Below are 22,615 nucleotides of genomic sequence, written 5' to 3'. Positions count from 1 at the left end.
ATGAGTTTTGTTAAAAGGTTGATTGTTAGGTTATGTCTTGTTCGTTGTTCCGTATTAGTGGGCTAAGGCTTAGTCCATCTTATCGTCGAGCATTTCAAAGCCGCAATAAGGTACGAGCACCTTCGGAACACGTATACCCTCTGGGGTTTGATTGTTCTCTATGATTGCCGCAACAATGCGTGGTAAGGCAAGTGCCGAACCATTCAGTGTGTGGCACAACTCTATCTTCTTATCCTCTGCATGACGGTAACGACAATGCAAACGATTCGCTTGGTAACTCTCGAAGTTAGATACACTTGACACCTCCAACCAGCGTTCTTGGGCTGCACTCCATACCTCGAAATCATAGCAGATAGCCGATGTGAAGCTCATGTCACCACCGCAGAGACGAAGGATGTGATAGGGTAATTCGAGCTTTTTCAATAGACCTTCTACATGGTTCAACATCTCATCCAATGACTCATAAGAGTGTTCTGGCTTATCAATGCGCACGATCTCCACCTTATCAAACTGGTGTAGACGATTCAGTCCACGCACGTCTTTTCCATAGCTACCAGCCTCTCGACGGAAGCAAGCAGAGTAAGCACAACGCTTAATCGGAAGCTCTTTCTCGTCAAGAATCTCATCACGGAATATATTGGTAACAGGCACCTCTGCCGTTGGAATCAAGTATAGATCATCGAGGTTAGCATGGTACATCTGACCCTCTTTATCAGGCAACTGACCAGTGCCAAGACCGGAGTCTTGATTAACAACCAATGGTGGTTGCACCTCAAGATAGCCGCTCTTTCGTGCCTCATCAAGGAAGAATGCCTCTAGAGCACGTTGGAATCTTGCCATCTTACCGATGTACAATGGGAAGCCAGCACCCGTTATCTTCACACCTAAGTCGAAGTCAACTAAGTTGAACTTCTTCAATAGATCCCAGTGGCATTGGGCGTCAGCTGGGAGGTTAGGCTTCGTTCCGCCCTCCTTAACAACAACGTTGTCGTTAGCGTCCTTGCCCTCTGGAACATCGTCGTTAGGGATGTTTGGAATGGTTAAAAGCACCTCGGTCATCTCCTTCTGGGCATTCTCCATGATCTCCTGGAGTGCTTTGTCGGCCGATTTAAGCTCTGCCACCTCTTCTTTTATATTGTTAGCTTCATCCTTCTTACCGTCCTTCATCAGTTGACCAATCTGCTTTGATAGTTGGTTCTGATGCTGTTTATTGGTGTCAAGTTTCTGCTGAGTCTCACGACGCAAGCGGTCATATTCCAATACTTTCTCTACTGCTTCACGTGCACCAGAGAAGTGTTTCTTCTCCAATCCTTTGATGACACGCTCTGTCTCTTCGCTTATAAGCTTTAATGTAAGCATATATCTATATCCTTTTTGATTGTTATTTATCTGAGAGCAAAGTTACAAAAATCTTCTAGAAGTCAATCATGTTTACTGCACTTATTTGCTGTTTAAGGGAGAGAAGCAGCCTATCTCCCGTCCATCTACAGCCTCTCCCCCAACCCACCTACAGCCTCTCCCCCAGCCCCTCTCCGAATGGAGAGGGGAGTGAATACTATTGTTTGCAGATAAGGAAGAGCCTCTCCCCCAACCCCTCTCCGAATGGAGAGGGGAGTGAATACTATTGTTTGCAGATAAAGGGGGCGTTTCTTTGATGCAAGGAAAGGCTCTCTTCATAACGAAGAAACGCCCTTCTCCAATCGAGAAGGGCGTTTTCTTTAATTCTAGAATATGATTACCTCTATTCCCGTTAACCATCCTCTCTCATCCTACTAGCAGTATTCACGCCCCTCTCCATTCGGAGAGGGGACGGGGGAGAGGCTGTAGATAGGCTGGTGGTAAGCCTGTTATTGTCGGGGGTGAGGCTGTAGATAGGTTGTGAGTGAGGCTCTCCTTCTATACGATTTATTCGTTCATGTAGCGTTGAACACGCGCATACATCAATTCGTATTGCGACTTGAGTGTACTGTTACTCGTGGTCTTGATACGCTCAGCAAGGAGTGTTTTCAACTTCTGCGCATAGTGGAACACATACTCAGCAGTGCGGTCGATGGTCTCTGTCCACATCGTTTCTGGATCGCCATAACCCGTTCCGAAACCGAGGAAGGATACGTCTTCTTTGTCGTTGCGAAGGCTGCGTACCCTACCCATCTGCTTCACTTCCATAACGTTCGACCTGAGTCGTTCCACGTATAAACGCTCCATGGCAATATCGTCATCATCGAGTGACTCTTCACCTGCAATCGTCTTTCTCCATACGTTGTTATAGACATCCTCGTTATATTCCAAGGGCGAATAGGATGTGGAATCGGCATAGTAACTGAGTGCCAAACGTGCTGTTGCAGACATAGCCATCTCTTGTATGCCACTTGCCAACATCTTATAAGGATGCGAATTAACCTGTGGCAATCTATCTTCAAGACTTGTTATCCCTCGTTTACCGAACTTTCGAGCCTCCTCCAAGAGCCACATTGCAGCTGCACGTTGGCGTTCCTTTGATACGACTTCATAGCGTGGAAGCCCTGAAGACTCGGTCGTTTGATAGAGTTTGATACCGCCTATCAAGGCATAAACATTGCGTGAGTAACCATAAGCCTGGGACACTATTTGACGATAGAGTTTCGCCTTTCTAGCCCCGTCCTCACCATCTGGTATCCACTCATCAAAGTGCTGGAGGATGTATTCAAGGTTCTTCAAACCATAGGTACTCGACTTGATTGCATCGCTACCAAGGTCCTCCTCAATCGCAGTAGGGTCATAACGATAACGCGACTGTTGCAATCCATAACGGTACATAGGGTCGGTTTCGTGTCGAGCCACAAGTTCCTGCAAAGGCTTAATATCGTCGCGAAAGCCTTTAGAGTTAGGGAATACACGATAACCCCACTCTATGGCATACTTGTCATAGACGCCGAGAATAGGTGGCGTAAGCGATACGCCCTTATCAGAAGGCTGTGCAACGTAATTGAAACGGGCATAGTCCATGATAGAGGCTGTGGTGCCGTACTTATGAGTGAAGTCCACCGAGCGTAACGAGTCAGTAGGTATAGCGGCTGAAGCAGCCATATTGTGCATTAATCCGAGTGTATGACCAACCTCGTGACCAACGATATATTCGAGCGAAGCCTCTAGTATGCTATCAGGCATATTGAGCGTTCGAGCAGCGGGATCGAGCTGTGCTGTCTGGATAAAACGCCAACTATTAATGACGTTGACCACGTCGTTATAAACCAAGACAGTGGCTGTGATGATTTCACCCGTGCGTGGATCAATCCATGACGGACCCATTGCATTCTCTGTGGCAGTAGGCAAGTAACGTATGCAAGAGTACTTGAAATTATCTGGATCAAAGCTCGGGTCATCCGTTGGGAAGTCCCTTACCTGCATGACATTCTTAAATCCTATGCGTTCAAAAGCAGCGTTCCAACGCAGAACGGAGTTCCTAATTGCCTTCTTCCAAAGCGGTGGGAAGTTGTTGTCGATATAGTAAACAATCGGCTTCTTAGGCTCTGAGAGCTTCCCTGCAAAGTATGCGGCAGGGTCCTTCGGCTCTACTCGCCACCTATTAATAAAGCTCGCATGCTCAATGAGTCCATCGTTAACTATTGCCTTAGGAGTTAAGAAGTAACCTAGTCGGACATCGCTAAGTCGAGGCGTCATCTTATCCTCTGGCAATAGAGCTAATGTAAATTCAACACCGATGGATACCGGTTGATTGCTGATTGCCACACTACCACTATTGCCCGTCATGTTGGCTACGTAGTTACGTTCCATCTTAATACATGCGTTGGACTCAAAGGACTTTAACGCAGTAACCTTTATCCATTCGGGTTTCAATTCGGCATCCACTCTGTAAGGACCGGCTATCTTGGCGATAACGGGGAAATACTTACTTTCACGCAAGAAGAACGATGAGGCATCGAAGACGATACCACCTGTTTTCTTGTTACGAGCCTTGATTGGGAAGGAATAGAGGTCGAGGTTACGATAGTTAGTAGCCTCAGCTTCCTTTGCCATTGGCGTTGGTAAGGCATCAAGCAACTCTGAATTGACAGCCTGCATGACGATAGAACTATCCTTCTGAACGAATCGGATATGAGAAACAGAGCCTGCTCGTGTACCTAATTCGGCATATTGCGGACTAGATACTGACGAGATGGTTGCCCCTAGCAACATATCACGATTGAGGGAAGAAGGGGGGAGTTCGACGTAAAGTTTCTCTTCCGTTCGATAGAGAGAGACGAAAGGACCTCGGGCAGAGTCGGTCTTCTGTTCTGTAAGGAGTCGCTCGTAAGCATCTTTCTTCACCACAGTTGTGGTTGTCTTCGTATCTTTCTTCTTCTTTTTAAAGAGTGGGAAAGCCTGCGCCGAGAGTGAGATACTTAGCAAGCCAACCGCTAGTAAGCTGATGGCAGCCGTTCTCTTAGATGGAATGAATAGTTTTCTCATTTCTTAACCTCCATTGTCTTGTTCACTTTGAAGAGCAACATCTCATAGTGGGTGCGTGCTTCTAAGGGCAAGTTAGCCTTTAGGCACTTCTCCAAAGCTGGTTTTAACTTAGCCAGACAATTATAGAAATAAAGCTCAGAGTTGTCTGCTACAGTGATATCCACTGTTGGGGCGAGATTCTGTGAAGGGTCTCCAAAACCTGGTGTAGCGCCCATGTCGTCATCTTTCAACGCCGAACGACTGCCTGAGCCACCCTCAGAACCACCATTACCAGTGGCTTTTGAGACTACATTCTGCGCATAATTCATGAATGTGCGTTGCAGAACTCGCTCGCTCTGAGAGGGTGTGCGCATTTGAGCAACGCTCTTGAAGATACCATCATAGAGGTCATCAAAGTACTCCTTCTGCGTATAGCTGTTTGGATTCAAGTAAGAGGTAACAGCCACACGAAGCCGAGCTGCAAGCAAATCATAGCCTAGGAACTCCAAAGACTGGTCATAGTAGCTAACAGATAAGAACCCTTTGCGCTCGTAGTTGCGGTTAGCATACTTGGTGAAGTTGGTTGCCTGTTGTAGACACCACAGCATGGAGCGACGCTGAAGATCCTTAGGTACGACCTGATATTGCGCTATTCCACTTGAAACCTTCATGTTGTTAAGGTACATACCACCCACGTTACTAAGCACATGTTTGAATACTTCGTATCGATTCTGTGATATCTGGAGATAGAGCTGATCCTTGATTCGCGTGTCCTCATCGTTCTTTATCCACTTAGAGAGGTTCGATTCAACAATAGAGTAGTTCTTGTTGGCAAGGTTGGCAGTCTCAATCATGTCATTGCCGAGCGCACCTTGCTGCACACGTGGGTCCCACTTGCCATTGCGTTCAGCGTAGAAACGATAGCGAGGGTTCTGTATCTTCTTATCGACGAAAGCCTCGAGTGTCTTTGTCTCATCGTTGATAGAGACAGTAGAAGGGTCGAAGTAACGATAGTTCCAATCAATGGTGAAATAGTCATACATGCCTAAATCGGTTTGAGTAAGGCGTACACCATGGTCTGTGGGTTGTGCCACATAATTATAATCGACGTCATCCATAACCGATGGCGTTAGTCCCATGGTTGTGGTGAAACGTGCATTACGCAAAGAATCAGTAGGGTAAGTAGATGACGCACCAGGGTTAGCTTGCAATCCCAACATACTTCCCATCTCTCTCATCACAAGTAGCTTCAACCCTTCAGCAAACTGAGCTGCATTCAAGCGGTTGCCTCTCACAGATGGATCAACGGCTCCTGTCTCAACCAAACGACGCTTATGCAGAGAGCGTTCAACGTCAGAATAGATAAACATTGACGCACTCATGATCTCTCCAGTATTAGGGTTTACATACTTGTCACTCGATGGTTCGGATGAAGAACCACTAGGGATATACCTAATACAAGAGTACTGCACGTTGTCTGGGTCGAAGTCTTCTTGATCCTTAGGGAAGTCTACCACCTCTATTGCATTTCGATATCCAATCTTCTCAAAAGCCTTGTTCCACGCAAGAACACCCTCTCTGATAGGTTTCTTCCAAGCCTCTGGAAAGGTGTTATCAAGATAGAAGCGGATAGGCTGAACAGGCTCACTTAGTTTGCCTTTAGCGTATGCTTTCTTATCACGTGGCACAAGATTCCAACGGTGAGAATAGTAGATTTTCTTAGTTCCAGCCCCTTCCACGGGTATTCCTAATCGAGCAGAATAATCAACGCCAATGCGTGAATCCATAATACGAGGACGCATAGCTGACTCGGGAACAAGGGCTAGGCTATAACTTACACCTACTGTTGTTGGACGCTCACCACCTACCGGCATAGACATTAAAGAGGTGGAAACGCCATAGGAGAAGTCGTTATTAATGGACAAGTTAGTATCAAAGCTCTTTATACCTCTTATAAAAGAAAGCTCTGACTTAGGCGTTGCCTTGATAGAATACTTACCATTACGTGTTGGCATAACAGGCAGTAGGTTGGTTGGTTTCCCTAGTAAGGAGGTAACGTCGAAGACTACTGCTGTACTGTCATTGTTATATGCCATGATGTTAAAACCCTGCCAGATACCATCGCGATAGTTGAGTGCTAGGGCGCTAGAAAGCTCTGGTGAGGAGGCATTCGACTGAAAGAGAACATTGTTCGGGGTCTTCATTACCACCGAGCTATCCTGTATGTCGAAATAAAAGAGTACTGGGTTAGCACTCGTCGAACCGACTGTCACCGTTGTAGGGTCGGTCGTTGACGTGATCGTGCCACCTAATATCATCTGCTTCTTAAGCAGTGTTCGCGGTAATTCAAAGTAGATTTTGTTGTCTTGCTTGTAGACAGTGATGAACTTACTACGCGCTGTCTCGGTCTTCTTGTCCTTAAAGAGTCGATCGTACTTCGTCTCCTTCTTGGCTTTAGAAGAGTCCTTCGACTTATTGTCATCAGCCTTAACTACAGTACCATGCAATACTAGGAGGAACGCAAAAGTCCCTCCCAGTAATGGTTTCCAATGTGAGATATTCATTATCATTAATGTTTATTTGTTTCTGTATAGTGCCTTCACAATCCTCTTAGTGATATGCTGTTTCGACCAACGTAGACTATTAGTCTGGGCGTCATAACAGTAAAGACTGCCCTGCATAGTGCTTGATGGGTCGTTAGTTGCTATATATATAAGGTTGTCATCATCGGAGAATACCATGTCAACTATCGTCTCCGTGCTATTGCCAACACTAATGAGTGGAGCCGTAGGGAAGGTTCCGTTTGCTAGGACGTTATGTGCATATACAGCGTTACCCTTCGTGTAGTAAACGATGTTCTTACTACGTGCTGAACGCACAACAGAGCCATTTTCAATTCCAGTTGACGCTGGCATAGCTATACGATATAGTACATTTGCAGCAATGCGCTTGGTTGCGTCAGACGAATAATAGCCTGGGTTGATATAGTTGAAATAGAATGTTCCCGTGCTCTTCTGGCATGTGATGAGGGCGAGATGGCGCTGCCTATTAATGCTAGCCATACCTACCAAGGTGTCACCAGAGAATGTTCCTTTAAGGATCTCGGCTGGTATTGAGGTGTTCTCAATCGCCATTGTGAGAAGAGCACCATGTGAATTGTCGAAGTAAGCATCGCCATGTGCATAGAACAAGTCCTCTCTCCACCATGGAGTCATGTAATTGGCAAGTGTGACGTTACCACTGACAGCACCATTGAAACGTGATGTCTGTGTTCGAAGATTGGTTGAATTCACATCAAGAGAATAGAGGTTATGATCAGTAATAGCCATCACCTTGGGTCGACTATCATCCGAACTTGCCACTAACTGATTGACCTTCTCACCAACAGAAGTATTGAAGATCGATACCATCTCATAGCCATCTAGCTGATAAATCTTCGATGGGTTGCCTGCAGCAAGGAACAGGATGTTTGCCTTCTGACTATCGAATGTCCTACTGAAAGCCATTGAGCGTGGCGCACCAAAGCTGACATTAGGGTTGTTATCAGCCAATACATCCAACTTGAAGGACTTCTTTACATCCTCAGTTGGGACGTATGACAAGATGGTTTGATTGTTGTTATCAGCCAAGAGATAGATTCCCTTGGTGTAAGCATACTCTACATTGACATTGAACTCATAGATTTGAATGTTCTGACCATTGCTTACACGCAAGCGAGCTTTGTACTCTCCCGACTTGTTACAAGGGTAGACTAGCTTCGAATCGTTCGATACTAGCTTATGATTAACCTCCCATTCGTAAGTAAGAGGTTTGTCTCCATTGGTCTGCAAGACGGTTGGATTGATCTTAAGAGTATCGTTCTGATCCAATGTGTAAGTACTTTCAAGAGGATTCTGAAGACTTATCACTGATACAGAGTCGCCCCCCGCAGTAGAGTCATCCTTAATACATGAGGTGAAGGTAAGGGCAGATAGTGCCAATACATATAAATATTTCTTTATCATACTTGTAGCTTTCTTATTCCATGAAGGGACCATGTCCCGTATCTGTTATCTATTAGTTGTATTGTTACTCAGGGTTTGCTAGGAAATAAGCCTTAACCTTCTGAATGTTTCTATACAGCTGCGTCTGTTGACGAGGATTGCGAATTGCATTCACAATCAGGCTTGGGTCGGAGTCATAATACGACAACAACATACGATACTTAGCTGGAGTATAGTCTGGAAGACCCATTGCCTTCATTATTGGATAGTCCCACCAATAAGGCTTCTCGAGTACATTATCGAAGGTGATAATGCGCTTGGTCATATTCGGGAAACGAACTCCTAAATCGTTGGTAGCCTCTAAACGCAATACAATTCGTATGTTATCATTCTGCGTACTACTCAAGTTTTGACGCAACAACACCACTGGGAACGTTGCAGAAAGACTATCGGCAGGAATAATCTGATCGCTATTCAAGGCCTCATAGTGTACACCTGCTTGAGCCGAACTACTAGGGTCAACGACTACCTTAAAGTGCTGAGCAGTGGACTTTTTAACGCCTGCGAGCTTTACAGTAACAGCCACCGTATCACGTGTTACACTAGTTGGCGCGGTTCCAAAAGAGTAATTATATAAGGTATCAGAAGTATTCTTCAAAGCAAAATACACCTGATTATTGCCTTCAAAATCACCTTCTTTAGAATATTCCCCATCGTAATCTATACCAGAGCATGCCTGCCATGACAAGGCAATAACACCAATGGCAAAGAAGTTTATGATTGACTTATACATAATCTATTAAATTCTAGTTGATTGTATCAATATACTTTGTATGAGGGCAGGTCAGTGTGGTTAGCGAAAGAGTCTTCGCTCCACAAAGACCTTATCAGCCCTTATTTTTTATAATTTGTGTACTTCCTTATTGCCGTACTCATTCTCCACATCAGGCCAAGGGAGGTTGAAGATGGCATCAGAAGGTTGATAGGTATCAACGTTGCGGAAGTCTGTAAAGCTGCGATTATAGTGCTTTAACGCATAGAAGGACTGTCCCATACCAGGGAACTCACGCATACGTTCACGCATCATCTCCTGTTCGAAGAGGTCACGTGTGCTCACTTTCGATGCATCAACATCGCCAAGTCCCCTACTCTTCCTCACTGCGTTAAGCAGAGAAATAGCCTCTGTCTTGTCCGTGTCATACACACTTTCACTCAAGATATAGTACATCTCTGGCAGACTAATCAGTACAAAGCCCTTGAGGGTATTGTTGTTTGCCTCTGCATCGTTCTGTATGAAGCGTATAAAAGAGAATGTTGATGCACCCGAAGAGGTGTTTTCTCTGAAGAACGAGCTGTATCTTGCATCGGAGCTAGTGGCTGTGAAGTGGTCTGTCTCATAGAGACTTCGTGCATCACGACGCCCTTCAGTAAACGTACCAGCACCTGTTGCACGCAGAAAAGCAGAACGAATAGCACCTGAACGATCGGCTGCATAAACGCCAAATATCATCTCTTTATTAGCTGGGAAACGCATAATTGAATCGATAGAAGTCGTTGTATTCAGCTTAAAGTTCTGTGTTGCATTGATGACTTCACGTGCATACTTGGCTGCTTCTGACTTATTGCCCATAGCATAGTAAACGCGTGCTTTCGTTGCTTTCACCGCATATTTGTTGAAGAAGATGACGCGGTCTTGATGATAATCACGCTGTAAAACGTTATTGTAAGTGACGTTATTATCATCTGACAATAGCGAGTCGGCAGCATTCAAATCACCCATGATTAACTTGAAAGTATCATGCAAACTATAACGCGAGCGGTTCTTTAGATTGAACTCAGTTGCATATGGTAAACCTAACGTATTGGCGTCACTTCGAGTATAGTCAGTACAATATAAGCGAGCCAAATCGAAGTGCATAAAGGCACGCAAACCCAATGCTTCACCATGTATAAGGCGTCTCTCTTGAGGCGCACTACTAATATCGTTCATGTGTCGCAACACGTTGTTGACATTTGCGATATTGCTATACATGTTCTTCCAGATGGCATCTGTCTGCAAACGAGCTTGTTGGTTGGTATATTGGTAACGGTTCAGATAATAGCTCACATCCTGCGAGTTATCATAACCAAACTCTTGTCCGAGCTTGTCAACAAGCCCCCATGAGAGGCTCTCACCATACAGGTTGGAGGAAGCTAACTTGCCATAAACACCAAACATAGCATCTTCATAACCCGTGATAGTCGTAAACATCTGGTCTTCGGTGTTCTGTCCTTTGGGCTGAACATCCAAGAAGTCATTGCAAGAGGTCAGTAGTGCAAGTACCACCGAAGCCCCTATATATTTTGTCAACATATTCATTTCTTGTCTAATCGTATTAAAGTGAGAATCTTAAAGAGAACTCGAAACTTCTATCGTAAGGGTAGTTTAGACCGCGCTCACGCTTTGCCGTGGATAGATAGAAGAGGTCATTGGTGAGGAACTCGAGGTACATACGTCTCAAGCCGTACTTCTGTATCCATGTTGTTGGAACCTCGTAAGACAATGCCAAACTGCTCATTCGCAGGTAATTGTTCATCTGTACGAAGCGAGATGTTTGATAAGGTGTTGCCGTATCATCAATTCGCTTGTACTTAGCAATCGTTCCTGGCGTCTTCCATCTGTCCTGAAGTACACGCTCATCGGCGTTATACTTAGGGTTAGCACCCTCTACCTTTGTAGCGAGAGTCTCGTTATACAAGGCTCCACCAAATGAGTATTGAAAGGTGCAACTAAGGGCAAATCGTTTATAAGTAAGGTAGGAGTTGATGGATCCGATACCGATTGGGTTCGTATCACCAAAGATGACTTTGTCATTCGGATCATAGGTAAATGTGTAGTTACCATCACGCTTGATGAAGATTTCCTGACCTGTTACTGGGTCGATACCAGCGGATGGAACAACCTTCAAAGCAGACAATGACTGACCTTCCTCATATACTGGGAGTGGTGCAACACCACCCTTTGCGAGGTTCTGCTCATTGAGTGCACGGAGCGCATTACTTATCTTCTTAATCTTATTCTTATTATATGCATAGGTGAAACCAAGCGACCATTGCCAGTCCTTTGTCTGTATTGGGAAGGTGCGAACACGAAGCTCGAAACCAGTGTTCTGAACCTCTCCAATATTCTCACGAGAGGTGGATACACCTACTGATGGTGCCTTGGTTATATCCAAAAGCAGGTTATCTGTATTCTTGATATAGTAGTCGGCAGAGAGGTCGATACGCCCATGGAAAGCGGTGAAGTCGACACCGATATTCGTACTCAACGTGCGTTCCCACTTCAAGTCGGGGTTACCTATAGTAATAGGTGTGGCACCTGTACCCTTACCATAGAAGTAAGAGCTGTTGTAACTATACGTTGTTAATGACTGATAAGGGTTGAAGTTGATGTTACCAAGGTATCCTATGCTAGCACGCAACTTGAGTAATTGAATGGGAGTACCCTTCATGAACTTCTCATTATGGATGTTCCAACCACCTCCAACACTCCAGAATGGAGCAAAGCGTTGGTTCTTTCCGAATCGAGATGAGCCTTCATAACGATAGATGAGATCGAGGAAGTACTTGTTATCCCATATAGTGTTTGCATTCACAAAGAAGCCTACTCCCCTTGTTTCTGTATCTGAACCACTAGGGTGACTATTGGTATCATAAGAGGTAGCAAAGGCTGGATGACCCAACTGGTCAGAGTAGAATCCAACGGAGCGATAGCCTGCTGCGTCTGTAGAAGTCGACTCCATACTACTACCACCCATAGCTGTTAAGAACAACTTCTTAAAGAAGTAGTTGTTATAAGACAGCATTACCTTACCTTGGAAGGTGGTTGTATTGGTCCAGTTATCCGACAAGGAGCCTCGCTGATTGACTGCTTTTGAGATCTTCTCATTGTATGAGAAAGGTGAAGTAAACACTCGTCTGTCTTGCTTACTGCGGTCGATTGTGAAGTCACCATCCAATCGCACCTTATCACCAAACCATAATTGGACACTCGTGGTATTGAGGAAGTCGAGGTTATTCGACTTGTTGTAACTACCTAACGAGGCGTCATATAATGGGTTGGCAAGGTCATGATAGAGCGAAGAACGCAACTGCCCGTCGGCATCATAAGGGTTTTCATAAGGGTTCATCTTTACCCAATCGGAGAAGTCACCATACGGTGATTCATGATTAGTAACCGATGTTAACGTTGAATTATTCGATATGAAGAACTTGCCCGAGACGTTATATGAGAGGCGGAAGTTGGTTGATAAGCGGGTACGATCAGACCCTTTCATCACTCCAGAGTCCTTTCCATAACGTACTCCAAGGTTATATTTGGCACGCTCATCACCACCATCTATACTCAAGCTATGCGATTGTGAGAAGGCATTACGCAATGGTTTCGATAGCCAATCGGTCTCTACTCCACGCTGAACATCGTTATAGATACGTGCATAGTCGCGGTCGTACTGGTACTGACGGGTTGGGTCTGTATCAGTGAATAAGCCTGCTAAACGCTCATACTCAAGTTTCTGACGAGCATTCAAGAGGTGATAATCATGCAAGTCTGGCGTTGACAAACGAACAGTTCCACTATAGTTCAACTTCAGTTTACCACCTTTCAAGGTCTTGGTAGTGATGACGATCACACCAGCTGACGCCTTCGCACCATAAAGGGCAGACGCTGAAGCATCCTTCAAGACGGTTACTGTCTCGATATCATTCATATCCATGTCGGCAACATACTCTGCTGTTACCTGTGCACCATCGACTACATAGACTGGAGTATTAGCCTGTCCCTCAAAGGTGGCACGCCCACGAATATTGATATCTGCCACCTTGTTAGGGTCAGAACCCTTGAGGTTATCATCAGCGATGACCATACCTGGAACGAAGGAAGATATACTTTGCAACACATTCTTCGTACCCACATTCATCAACTGATCGCGTGTCACGGCTACTTGAGAGCCCGTAAACGAGTTCTTGTTCTTAGTTTGATAACCCGTAACAACAACCTCCTGCATCTCTTTAGAGTCCTCTCTCAAGGTGAAGTTGGCTGCTGCTCCATTCTTAACAGTCCTTGTTACGGTCTTATAACCGATGTAGGACACCGTAAGGTGCGCCTCCTTCTGATCCGTTTGTATCTGGTATTCACCATTGATATCGGTTACGAAGCCTCCATTAACGCCTTCCATGCGGACTATGGCACCAATGATTGGCTCGCCATCGGCGTCAGTAACCTGACCTTTAATGGTTCCTTTGCGTTGAGCAACTACCTTCTTGGCAAAGGTGAGGGTGTTTCCTTCAACCGAATAAGTAAACGGCAGTTGATTGGAGAGGCTCACCAATAAACTTGTGACTGACTGGTCGCGAACGGAAAGGGTTACTCCTTTGAGCGACTTAACATCCTCGTCAGCAAATTTCACTACTAGACCCGTTTGCTTAGCAACCTCATTTGCAAAGGATTCTATTGTTGCATCCTGCAAAGAAAGCGTTACCTTAGCACCATCGAAGTCCTGTGCTGAAGCTGGAAGACATAATGGTCCAATGCATAAAAGGTTCAGAATAAGAACACAGGTAATACGTTGGAGAAAATTCATCTTGTGCATCTTTCTCTATAATTAATATTTACTTACTAATCAAAAAACAATCTTTTACTAATCGAAAAATAGCCTTCACTTAAACTGAATACCATCACTTGTTTCGCTCATAATGGTTAATTGTTTTCGCTCTAACTCTTATTACAATCTTAAAAAAACTCTTTCTTTGATATTACTCTTCTATCATTATCCGACTGCAAAAGTACGAAAAAAAAACGAATTTATAATCTTTTCATTATTAAAAAGACATATGTTTGCAAATAAAGAAGAGCCTCACCCCCAACCCCTCTCCGAATGGAGAGGGGAGTGAAAACTATTGTTTGCTGATAAAGAGGGCGTTTCTTTGATGCAAGGAGAGGCTCTTCTCGACATAAGGAAACGCCCTTCTCGTTTGGAGAAGGGCGTTTCCTTTAATTCTAGAATACAATTACCTCTATTCCCACTAACCATCCTCTCACATCCTACTAATAGTATTCACGCCCCTCTCCTTTCGGAGAGAGGACGGGGATGAGGCTTTCCTTCACCTGCTCCCGTTAGGCACTCCTCCCCTTGGGGGAGGCTGGGTGGGGTAACTTAAAACCTATTACACCTCTCGAAGAAACCAATCTCCTCGAGTTCTTTCTGCATACGTGCTTCCTCTTCATCGGTCATGTTTTGGAAGGGAACACGGTTCGGTCCGAGGTCGAAACCGAGCAGTTTCATAATGCGCTTACCGCCTACGATGTTACCACGGAAGTGACAGATAACATTGATCACTGCCTGTGAGAAGTTCTGTTTCTCACGTGCTGTCTCAATGTCGCCAGCGTTCCATGCCTCGATGATACCCGTCAGCTCGCGCCCGTTATAGTTCGTTGTACCACCAATGCCACCACGTGCTCCACCCTGAGCAAGGCTTGGGAGGATTGTTTCGTCTTGACCATGAAGCATGTCATACTTGCCTTCTTTATACAAACGACACTGATTGTACTCATAGAGACTCTCGAAGGTGTACTTGATTCCAGCAAAGTTTTCTATGCGCCCATCAACGGCTTTTAACAAGTCAAGCATAGGCAAGAAGGCTCCGTTGAAGGCTGGGATGTGATAATAATAGAACGGTAAGGAAGGGGCAGCCGAAGCGATGGTTTCGCAATACTTCACCAACTCCTCGATGCGTCCTATCTTAGGGAAAGGAGGTGCCATTGCGCCTATTCCCCATGCACCAATGCGCTCGGCATGCTTCGCCAGTTCGACACTCTCACGTAGACAACAGCTCCCCACGTGTACGATAACCTTAAACCCTTCGGGCGCAACCTGTACCCATCTCTCTGCCAGCTGCATACGTTCTTCGGTCGTAAGCATATATCCTTCGCCTGAAGAACCATTGATGAATACACCTTTCAAACCATTCTTCTGCAACATAGCTGCATACTTCTCGATAGGTTCGAGATTGACATCGCCATTCGCATGAAAGGGTGTGAATGGTGCGTCGATAAGTCCAATAATCTTTTCCATAACTATATTTTAATGTATTACTATTCCATATTGTCTGTCGTTGGTCGTAGGCAAGAAAGCTGCAAGATGAGGGCTAGCACCACCACAGCTCCTAATAGGGCAAAGCCCAAACCGAGGTTTCCTCCATCGGTCCACTTGCCTAACACTTGTGTAACAGCAGCCCCGGCAAAGACGCCCGTCATGTTCATTATACCATAGGCAGTGCTTCGGTACTTTGAAGAAATGAACTGGCAAAGGATCGGCATATTGTTCGCATCAAAGATACCATAGCCCACTCCGAAGCATAGTCCAGCCCCAACGACTGCGACGAGACTATGTCCAAAGCCCAAGAGTATCAATGCTGGGACGGTCAAACCAAGCCCAATAGCACTCGTATAAACTCTTCCGCGGATATTGCGCTGCACCCATCTGTCGGAGAGGATACCTCCAAGAATGACGCCAACAAAGGACGATACGGCAATAGTAATGGTCGATATAGGTCCCGCACTAGCCATTGGTATGTTCAAATTATCGGCGAAGAGCGTTGGTAACCAGTTCTTCGTTGCCCATCCGGGGAGGCTAGGTACAGCGAAATAGAACAATATTACCCAGAATGCCCACGTTGAGAAGACCACAGATAAGCCTCGGAACGGATTACGTGAGGGCTTTTCTCCATTTGCGGTGGGCGTTTTCTGCGCATGTTTAGGATTCTCTTTGAGTAAGAGGAGGAGTACGACTGAATAGATAACACCGATAACGCCGAACCAATGGAACGCCGCATTCCATGAGAGCATGGCTGCGAGTGTGGCTCCAAAGCCGCCTATCGCCTGTCCAACATAGAGTCCGGTCATGTGGATTCCGATAGCTAATGAGCGCGACTTACCCTCATGCCAGTCGGCAATTAACGACAGGGCGGAAGGGATATAGAGTGCTTCACTAATGCCCATAAAGGCTCTTAGCCAGTAAAGCTGCGTGAAGTTGTGGGCGTAACCCATAAGGAATGTGACCGCAGACCATACGAATATGCTACCCACAACGAGCCACTTACGGCTCATCCTGTCGGCTATAATACCTGCAAAGGGGCTTACAATGCCATAGATCCAAAGGAAGACTGCCATCAAAGCACCGAATGCTTCGGCTTGATTTAACTCACTAATATCTACTTTCATAGCCTCTTGCATGGTGGACAACATCTGTCGGTCCATGTAATTCAAGAGTGCTACGAACCATAAGAGGGCGACAAGCACCCAGGGATAATACTTCTTCATAGATAGGTTTTTACCGCTGTTTGTTATTTTATCTCACGTTTGTGAGGAGCTTGTTCGGGGTATTTTACAATCTGATTGCTCCTTACACGGGGTTTTAACTCACCTCCGATGACAAAGACACCATCATCGGTTTTGACCATAGCAGCACCCGCACGTGCTGTTTCCGTATGTTTCGACAATACTTGCCAACCACCCTCATTATATAATAAGGTGTAAGGGTTGAACTGATACCACGCTATCGGGTGAGAGAGATAGTCGGGTTGTGGATGATTGACAGCCGCTAGGAAGATGTCTTTGTTTACTCCGCCCGTGACCAGAAGATGGTCAGTTGCAATGTTGATAGCTGCTCCGCCACCCACAAAGAGGGCTTCGCCAGCCTCATCCTTAGGGCTATCAAGCTTTTTCCAAGTGGCAGTTTCTTCATCAAAGAGGTAGCCATCCATAGCCAACTGTGCGTCTTCACCCTTTGTTGCAGGGGCAAATCCACCGAAAAGACAGAGTTTTCTTTCGCCTAAAGAACCGGCTACCGGCTGTACACGAGGTAGCCCGGGGAAGGGTTGAATGTCCTTCCATCCATGGTTGAGATGGTCTAAGTCGAGGCATAACACACGATTGCTTGCCTTTCCATCTACCATTCCGCCAACGATATATAGGTGTCGACCGACGAGTGCACCAGCCATATTATCCACCTTGCAAGGCATAGAGGGGAGGGCTGTCACACGTGCTTGACCATCCTTAGCGAGCGTAATGCGATAGACACCATGCTTGCTTCCGCTCTCGTTCTGACCGCCTGCTATGATCATTCCGTCCGCACATGACACGGCAACACCATAAGCTATTGGCTCGGGCAGGGAGCCTATCTGAGTCCATGCCAGTTGGTCGCCAGTGGTGGAACATGCGCTGTATATACCTTTATAAAACTTCTTCTTACTGTCGGGAGCGAGCGTGTTAACAGGGAAATTGCAGCCTCCTGCCATCACAATATACGCTCCTATATGTCCTGCGAAACAGGCTGATACACCTTGTTCGATACCTGTTTCGGTCGTAGGAAATCCTTTCATCTGTGTCAAACTATCGGTTGTGAACGCATTTGCAGATAGTCCCGATAGTAACGATAAACTACTCATTATTAGGTTCTTAATACTCATTATTTAGGTTGAAGGGGTCATTTAGCAAAAAAGCCGTCGCCCCCTACGGAACGACGGCTTATATATCTAAGTGCAAGAAATGCGCTTACTTATTGATTGCAGCTACTCCTGGAAGCACCTTACCCTCGATTGCCTCGAGCATAGCACCACCACCTGTAGATACGTAAGAAACCTTATCTGCAAGTCCAAACTTATTGACTGCGGCTACAGAGTCACCACCACCAACGAGTGAGTAAGCACCGTTCTCTTGTGTTGCCTGTGCTACGGTCTTAGCGATCTCGCCTGTTCCTTTAGCAAAGTTCTCCAACTCGAACACACCTACAGGACCGTTCCAAAGGATGGTCTTAGAGCTTAGGATGATCTTCTTCCAAGCCTCAATGCTCTCTTCAGAAGCGTCCATTCCCTCCCACTCATCAGGTATCTGATCGATTGGGAACACCTTACGTTCAGTGTCATTAGAGAACTCTTTGCCACAAACAGTAGCCACTGACAATGAGAGGTTAACGCCCTTCTCCTTCGCAGCAGCTATCACATTCAATGCCTCTGGCATAAGGTCATCCTCGTGAAGAGACTTACCGATCTTACCGCCCTGAGCCTTGATAAAGGTGTAACCCATACCTCCGCCGATGATAAGATTGTCCACTTTGTCAAGGAGGTTCTTGATTACTCCGAGCTTAGAACTTACCTTTGAACCACCGATGATGGCTGTGAATGGGTGCTTAGCATTACGTAGGACGTTATCGATGGCAGTAACTTCCTTCTCCATAAGGAAGCCCAACATCTTATGGTCGGCATCGAAGTAATCAGCGATAACAGCCGTTGATGCGTGCTTGCGATGGGCTGTTCCAAAGGCGTCATTAACGTACACGTCAGCGTAAGAAGCAAGTTTCTTTGCAAAGTTCTGCTGGCGTTCTTTCATCTCAGCTTTGGCTGCGTCATACTCAGGAGTGCCCTTTTCAACACCTACTGGCTTACCTTCCTCTTCTGGATAGTAGCGTAGGTTCTCCAACAAGAGAGCCTCACCTGGCTTCAAGGCAGCTGCCTCTGCATCAGCATTACCAGCGTCCTTAGCGAACTTAACATCAACTCCTAAGGCATCGCTAACGTTCTTTACGATCTGACTCAATGATAGTTCAGGTTTAACCTTACCCTTTGGTTTACCCATGTGGCTCATCATGATGAGGGCACCACCATCCTCCAACACCTTCTTCAAGGTAGGAAGAGCACCACGGATACGTGTGTCGTCTGTTACATGACCATGCTCATCTAATGGCACATTGAAGTCTACGCGGACGATAGCCTTATGTCCGGCGAAGTTGAAATCATTAATTTTCATCTCTTATATAATACTTTTTAATGTGATTACTAACCTACCGCAAAAATACTACTTTTCGATGAATTAGGGAAGAGATTAGTATCTTTTTTGTAATTTTGCACGTATGGTTTACCCTTAATCGGGTATTTTGTAAAGCGCAGTTAGCACTGGGCTGTATTGTTATTGATTAATTCGTTGGATATGAAAGATTCTGTTATTATCGTCAGTGGAGGCCTTGATTCCATCACCTTATTATATGACAAGGCGGCGACAATAGCCTTAGCTATATCGTTTGATTACGGTCAGAACCATAGCAAGAAGGAGTTACCTTATGCTGAATACCACTGTCAGAAGCTGGGTATTCCACATATTACTATACCCCTTACCTTCATGCACCAATACTTCAAGAGTTCGCTACTTGAAGGTGCAGAAGCCATCCCCGAGGGGCATTATGAGGAGGAGAACATGAAGTCGACAGTGGTTCCTTTCCGCAACGGAATCATGTTGGCGATTGCTACGGGTATAGCGGAAAGCCACGAACTAAAGCGTGTTTATATTGCAAATCATGGTGGCGACCACACGATTTACCCTGATTGTCGACCCGAGTTCATCGATGCCATGGATAAGGCAACATCGGCTGGCACCTTCGTTGATGTGCGTGTCGAAGCTCCTTACACGAACATTTCTAAGGCTGACATCGTGCGCCGTGGCACTGCTCTAGGCATCGATTACGCCAAGACATGGAGCTGTTATAAGGGTTCAGAGATGCACTGCGGAAAGTGTGGAACATGTGTGGAACGCAAAGAGGCATTCGCTGATGCAGGGGTTAAAGACCCTACGGAATATGAGAACTAGAACTCTACTGTCACCCTACCATTAATCTGGCGACCCGTAAGAAAGTTCGGTACGGCATATTGCTGACCGGCTATGTCGGTCACCCAATAGTATGAGTTAACGTTGTTGATACCGAATAGGTTAAGGCAATCAAGCCCAATCCATACGTTCTTGAATATCGTGTTTCTACTACCATCATGATTGTCTAGTAGACGGTAACTCATACCTATATCCGCTCGCTTATAGGCTGGTGCTCGGAAGGAGTTGTTCTCTAGTTCCTGGTGAGGAGTTGCGAAGGGAAGCCCGTCAGCATAGGCTAACTTGAGTGACATTCGCCATCTCGTCGTACCAGGGAAATAGTCGGTGAAGTATAGATTCAGTGCATATCGTTGATCGGTCGGGAGCGGTATGCTCTTACCGTTCAGACGCATTCTTGTGTTCATAACACTTAGTGTCAACCATGAATCAGTACCAGGAACAAACTCGCCAAAGAGCTTTAGATCTAATCCTGTTGCATGTCCTGTGGCGTGCTGATCGCCGTAGTATGTGACCTTCACATTGTCTACTGAATAAGGTACGAGCTGTGACAAGGCTTTGTAATAGGCTTCGGCTGTGAACTTAAATGGTCTGCCCATCATCTCAAAACGATAGGACATGGACGCCAAAGCATGGATGGATCGTTGCGAACGGACACTTTGATTCAGAGTTGCATAGGTGATGCCATTCACCATGGAGGTATCTCGCAACTCTTTATAGAACGGTGCTTGATAATACAAACCACCTGCGATTCGGAAGCTAAGATTGCGATTCTTGCCAGGAGTAATGGTAAGGGAAGCACGTGGAGAGACGATGCTCTCGCCATTAAACGACCAATGGGCAAAACGCACACCATAGTTTAACGTGAAGAGCGTTGGCACTGAATCACGTGTTTGGAAGTTCCATGTGTCTTGCAGATAGGCTTCTGTTCGCTTAGCATTCAGCTCGTTCTTCGCACGAAGGGCATATATCATGCGAAGGTCCCGACCAGTATGTGGCACGTTATAACCAGCCGAATCACGATACTCATACTCGGTAGAGTTCTCTCGAACTTGCTCTATCTTGTAAGTCAGTCCACCGTCAATCTTGTGTTTACCCATTCGATGTTGTAGCATTAACTTGAGGCTCTTCACGTTCGCTTTCAGGTAATCGCGCGAGTGCTGCATATAGGTTCCCACACCCAGATTCTCCGATGTCTCGGTCTGCGTAAGCCAGTATTGTCCCTGTATATCATAGCGTTCCTGCTCCCTTGTTGAGAATGCCGACGCCAAGAGCGATACGTCAGTTCGAGGTGAGAGATGGCGTGTGATGGAGAGAGAACCAAAGTAAGTGCGGAAGAGATCCTTCTCTTGTCCATCGAAGTAAACACGGAACTTCTTCACATTCTGCAGTGTCCCGAAGTTCGTTTCACGGTCTTCTGGTTGGAAGTTATAGTGGTTGTCCGATATATTTCCTATAAAGTCTATCTGCCAGCGCTTGCTAGGCTGCCATGAAAGATAGGTTTGATAATCCAAGAACGAGGGCTTATATTCACCCTTAGTCTGCAACGATCCGAGTAGATAACGGTTCGTTTTATAACGCACACCATTAGTCCAAGTGAACTTCTTTGACGCTATTCCAAGGTACGCACTGGCTCCAAGTAAGGAGGCAGTGAGGCTCGCCTCAGTTCGTTTCGGACGCTTGTAAGTGATGTCAAGGGCTGAACTCATCTTGTCACCATACTTTGCTTCAAAGCCACCAGTTGAGAAGCCGACACTCTGAACCATGTCAGGATTTATGATAGACAAGCCTTCCTGCTGCCCACTACGTACCAGGAAGGGGCGATAGACCTCAATGTTATTGATATAAACAGAGTTCTCGTCGAACGTACCACCACGCACATTGTATTGCGAGGAGAGTTCGGAATGAGTGGAGACACCCGCTTGTGTCTGCACCATCTCTTCGACTGCATTACCCGAAGCAGAGGGTCCCTGCTTCACCTTATCGACGTCGAGTTCCTCGGTCGTACCGTGTTGCTTGGTCTTACCCTCTACTACCACCTCCTGCATCTCATTGTCATCAAGAAGCTGAACGAGCATGGTCTGCTTTCCTTGTGGGCGTCGGAGCACCCGCTCCTTGCTCTTATAACCAATCATCGAAAAGCGTACTTTGACCGAATCCGCACTGTGTAACTGAATATGAAATTCGCCTTTTAGGTTCGTCATAGCCAACTTTCCTTGCGAAACAACCATCACGGACGCTAATTCAATGGGGTTTCCATCTTTATCAGACACCTTCCCTTGCAGCGTAAAAGACTGACCAATAGCTACCTGCGTAACCATTAGGAAGAGCACAAATAATATACTTGTTTTCAGATACTTACCTATCATAACTATCAAATAACGCTCTCCCCTCCCCTTTTATTGTAATCAAGTGAGAATAAAAACAGGCGCAGTTCCAACCTATCTACAAGCCTCACCCCCGCCCCCTCTCCGAATGGAGAGGGGAGTGAAAACTGCTGTTTGCAGATGAA

Annotated in this window: 13 protein-coding genes; 1 reads left to right on the top strand and 12 read right to left on the bottom strand. The window is 45.9% G+C overall.

The genetic code is table 11. The features are described 5' to 3' along the window. Window positions 1–69 precede the first annotated feature (69 nt). The 11 genes from serS to F0475_RS10190 form a co-directional block, all read right to left on the bottom strand. Window positions 70–1,359, bottom strand: coding sequence for a serine--tRNA ligase (gene serS / locus F0475_RS10240; RefSeq protein WP_004384262.1), 1,290 nt, complete (start codon window positions 1,357–1,359; stop codon window positions 70–72). Between the two features lie 546 nt (window positions 1,360–1,905). Then, on the bottom strand, window positions 1,906–4,449 hold the full coding sequence (locus tag F0475_RS10235; RefSeq protein ID WP_155716557.1) for a zinc-dependent metalloprotease: 2,544 nt from the start codon (window positions 4,447–4,449) through the stop codon (window positions 1,906–1,908). Next, window positions 4,446–6,992 (bottom strand): zinc-dependent metalloprotease, encoded by a 2,547-nt coding sequence (locus F0475_RS10230; protein WP_155716588.1) that lies wholly within the window; start codon window positions 6,990–6,992, stop codon window positions 4,446–4,448. Before F0475_RS10230 ends, F0475_RS10235 begins: the two co-directional genes overlap by 4 nt. A 12-nt stretch (window positions 6,993–7,004) precedes the next feature. Then, window positions 7,005–8,432: a PKD-like domain-containing protein gene (locus F0475_RS10225; protein WP_036894880.1), complete on the bottom strand. Its 1,428-nt coding sequence runs from the start codon at window positions 8,430–8,432 to the stop codon at window positions 7,005–7,007. 64 nt (window positions 8,433–8,496) lie between these two features. Then, window positions 8,497–9,204 carry a DUF4843 domain-containing protein gene (locus F0475_RS10220; RefSeq protein WP_155716556.1) on the bottom strand — a complete coding sequence of 236 codons (708 nt, stop codon included), beginning with the start codon at window positions 9,202–9,204 and terminating at the stop codon, window positions 8,497–8,499. 108 nt (window positions 9,205–9,312) lie between these two features. Continuing rightward, a complete protein-coding gene (locus F0475_RS10215) occupies window positions 9,313–10,770 on the bottom strand; it encodes a RagB/SusD family nutrient uptake outer membrane protein (RefSeq protein WP_155716555.1) in 1,458 nt (485 codons plus the stop codon). A 16-nt stretch (window positions 10,771–10,786) separates the two neighbouring features. Continuing rightward, entirely contained in the window at window positions 10,787–14,041 is a 3,255-nt protein-coding gene (locus F0475_RS10210; RefSeq protein WP_155716554.1) for a SusC/RagA family TonB-linked outer membrane protein, read from the bottom strand. 564 nt (window positions 14,042–14,605) lie between these two features. After that, a complete protein-coding gene (locus F0475_RS10205; protein ID WP_155716553.1) occupies window positions 14,606–15,523 on the bottom strand; it encodes a dihydrodipicolinate synthase family protein in 918 nt (305 codons plus the stop codon). Window positions 15,524–15,543: 20 nt separating this feature from the next. Further along, a complete protein-coding gene (locus F0475_RS10200) occupies window positions 15,544–16,770 on the bottom strand; it encodes an MFS transporter (RefSeq protein ID WP_155716552.1) in 1,227 nt (408 codons plus the stop codon). A 23-nt stretch (window positions 16,771–16,793) separates the two neighbouring features. After that, window positions 16,794–17,918, bottom strand: coding sequence for a cyclically-permuted mutarotase family protein (locus F0475_RS10195; protein WP_449421267.1), 1,125 nt, complete (start codon window positions 17,916–17,918; stop codon window positions 16,794–16,796). Window positions 17,919–18,003: 85 nt separating this feature from the next. Next, on the bottom strand, window positions 18,004–19,254 hold the full coding sequence (locus F0475_RS10190; RefSeq protein ID WP_004384255.1) for a phosphoglycerate kinase: 1,251 nt from the start codon (window positions 19,252–19,254) through the stop codon (window positions 18,004–18,006). A 180-nt stretch (window positions 19,255–19,434) separates the two neighbouring features. On the opposite strand from F0475_RS10190, the gene queC reads away from it, so the two are divergent. Then, entirely contained in the window at window positions 19,435–20,088 is a 654-nt protein-coding gene (gene queC / locus F0475_RS10185; protein WP_155716550.1) for a 7-cyano-7-deazaguanine synthase QueC, read from the top strand. Here queC and F0475_RS10180 read toward each other — a convergent pair. After that, window positions 20,085–22,424 (bottom strand): TonB-dependent receptor, encoded by a 2,340-nt coding sequence (locus F0475_RS10180; protein ID WP_394350004.1) that lies wholly within the window; start codon window positions 22,422–22,424, stop codon window positions 20,085–20,087. The two genes, queC and F0475_RS10180, sit on opposite strands and share 4 nt — an antisense overlap. Between the last annotated feature and the right edge of the window lie 191 nt (window positions 22,425–22,615).

Origin of the sequence: Prevotella vespertina (assembly GCF_009728485.1) — a bacterium.
In the GTDB taxonomy this organism is placed as follows: Bacteria; Bacteroidota; Bacteroidia; order Bacteroidales; family Bacteroidaceae; genus Prevotella; species Prevotella vespertina.
The sequence above is the reverse complement of the archived record's forward strand: the minus strand, read 5'-3'. Positions and strand labels throughout refer to the sequence as shown.

What these genes read in the sequence shown, in the direction of transcription:
- F0475_RS10205 (WP_155716553.1), bottom strand. Translation starts at nt 15,523, where the DNA reads ATGGAAAAGATTATTGGACTTATCGACGCACCATTCACACCCTTTCAT.
- serS (WP_004384262.1), bottom strand. Translation starts at nt 1,359, where the DNA reads ATGCTTACATTAAAGCTTATAAGCGAAGAGACAGAGCGTGTCATCAAA.
- F0475_RS10230 (WP_155716588.1), bottom strand. Translation starts at nt 6,992, where the DNA reads ATGAATATCTCACATTGGAAACCATTACTGGGAGGGACTTTTGCGTTC.
- F0475_RS10215 (WP_155716555.1), bottom strand. Translation starts at nt 10,770, where the DNA reads ATGAATATGTTGACAAAATATATAGGGGCTTCGGTGGTACTTGCACTA.
- F0475_RS10210 (WP_155716554.1), bottom strand. Translation starts at nt 14,041, where the DNA reads ATGCACAAGATGAATTTTCTCCAACGTATTACCTGTGTTCTTATTCTG.
- F0475_RS10190 (WP_004384255.1), bottom strand. Translation starts at nt 19,254, where the DNA reads ATGAAAATTAATGATTTCAACTTCGCCGGACATAAGGCTATCGTCCGC.
- queC (WP_155716550.1), top strand. Translation starts at nt 19,435, where the DNA reads ATGAAAGATTCTGTTATTATCGTCAGTGGAGGCCTTGATTCCATCACC.
- F0475_RS10200 (WP_155716552.1), bottom strand. Translation starts at nt 16,770, where the DNA reads ATGAAGAAGTATTATCCCTGGGTGCTTGTCGCCCTCTTATGGTTCGTA.
- F0475_RS10180 (WP_394350004.1), bottom strand. Translation starts at nt 22,424, where the DNA reads ATGGTTACGCAGGTAGCTATTGGTCAGTCTTTTACGCTGCAAGGGAAG.
- F0475_RS10195 (WP_449421267.1), bottom strand. Translation starts at nt 17,918, where the DNA reads ATGAGTATTAAGAACCTAATAATGAGTAGTTTATCGTTACTATCGGGA.
- F0475_RS10220 (WP_155716556.1), bottom strand. Translation starts at nt 9,204, where the DNA reads ATGTATAAGTCAATCATAAACTTCTTTGCCATTGGTGTTATTGCCTTG.
- F0475_RS10235 (WP_155716557.1), bottom strand. Translation starts at nt 4,449, where the DNA reads ATGAGAAAACTATTCATTCCATCTAAGAGAACGGCTGCCATCAGCTTA.
- F0475_RS10225 (WP_036894880.1), bottom strand. Translation starts at nt 8,432, where the DNA reads ATGATAAAGAAATATTTATATGTATTGGCACTATCTGCCCTTACCTTC.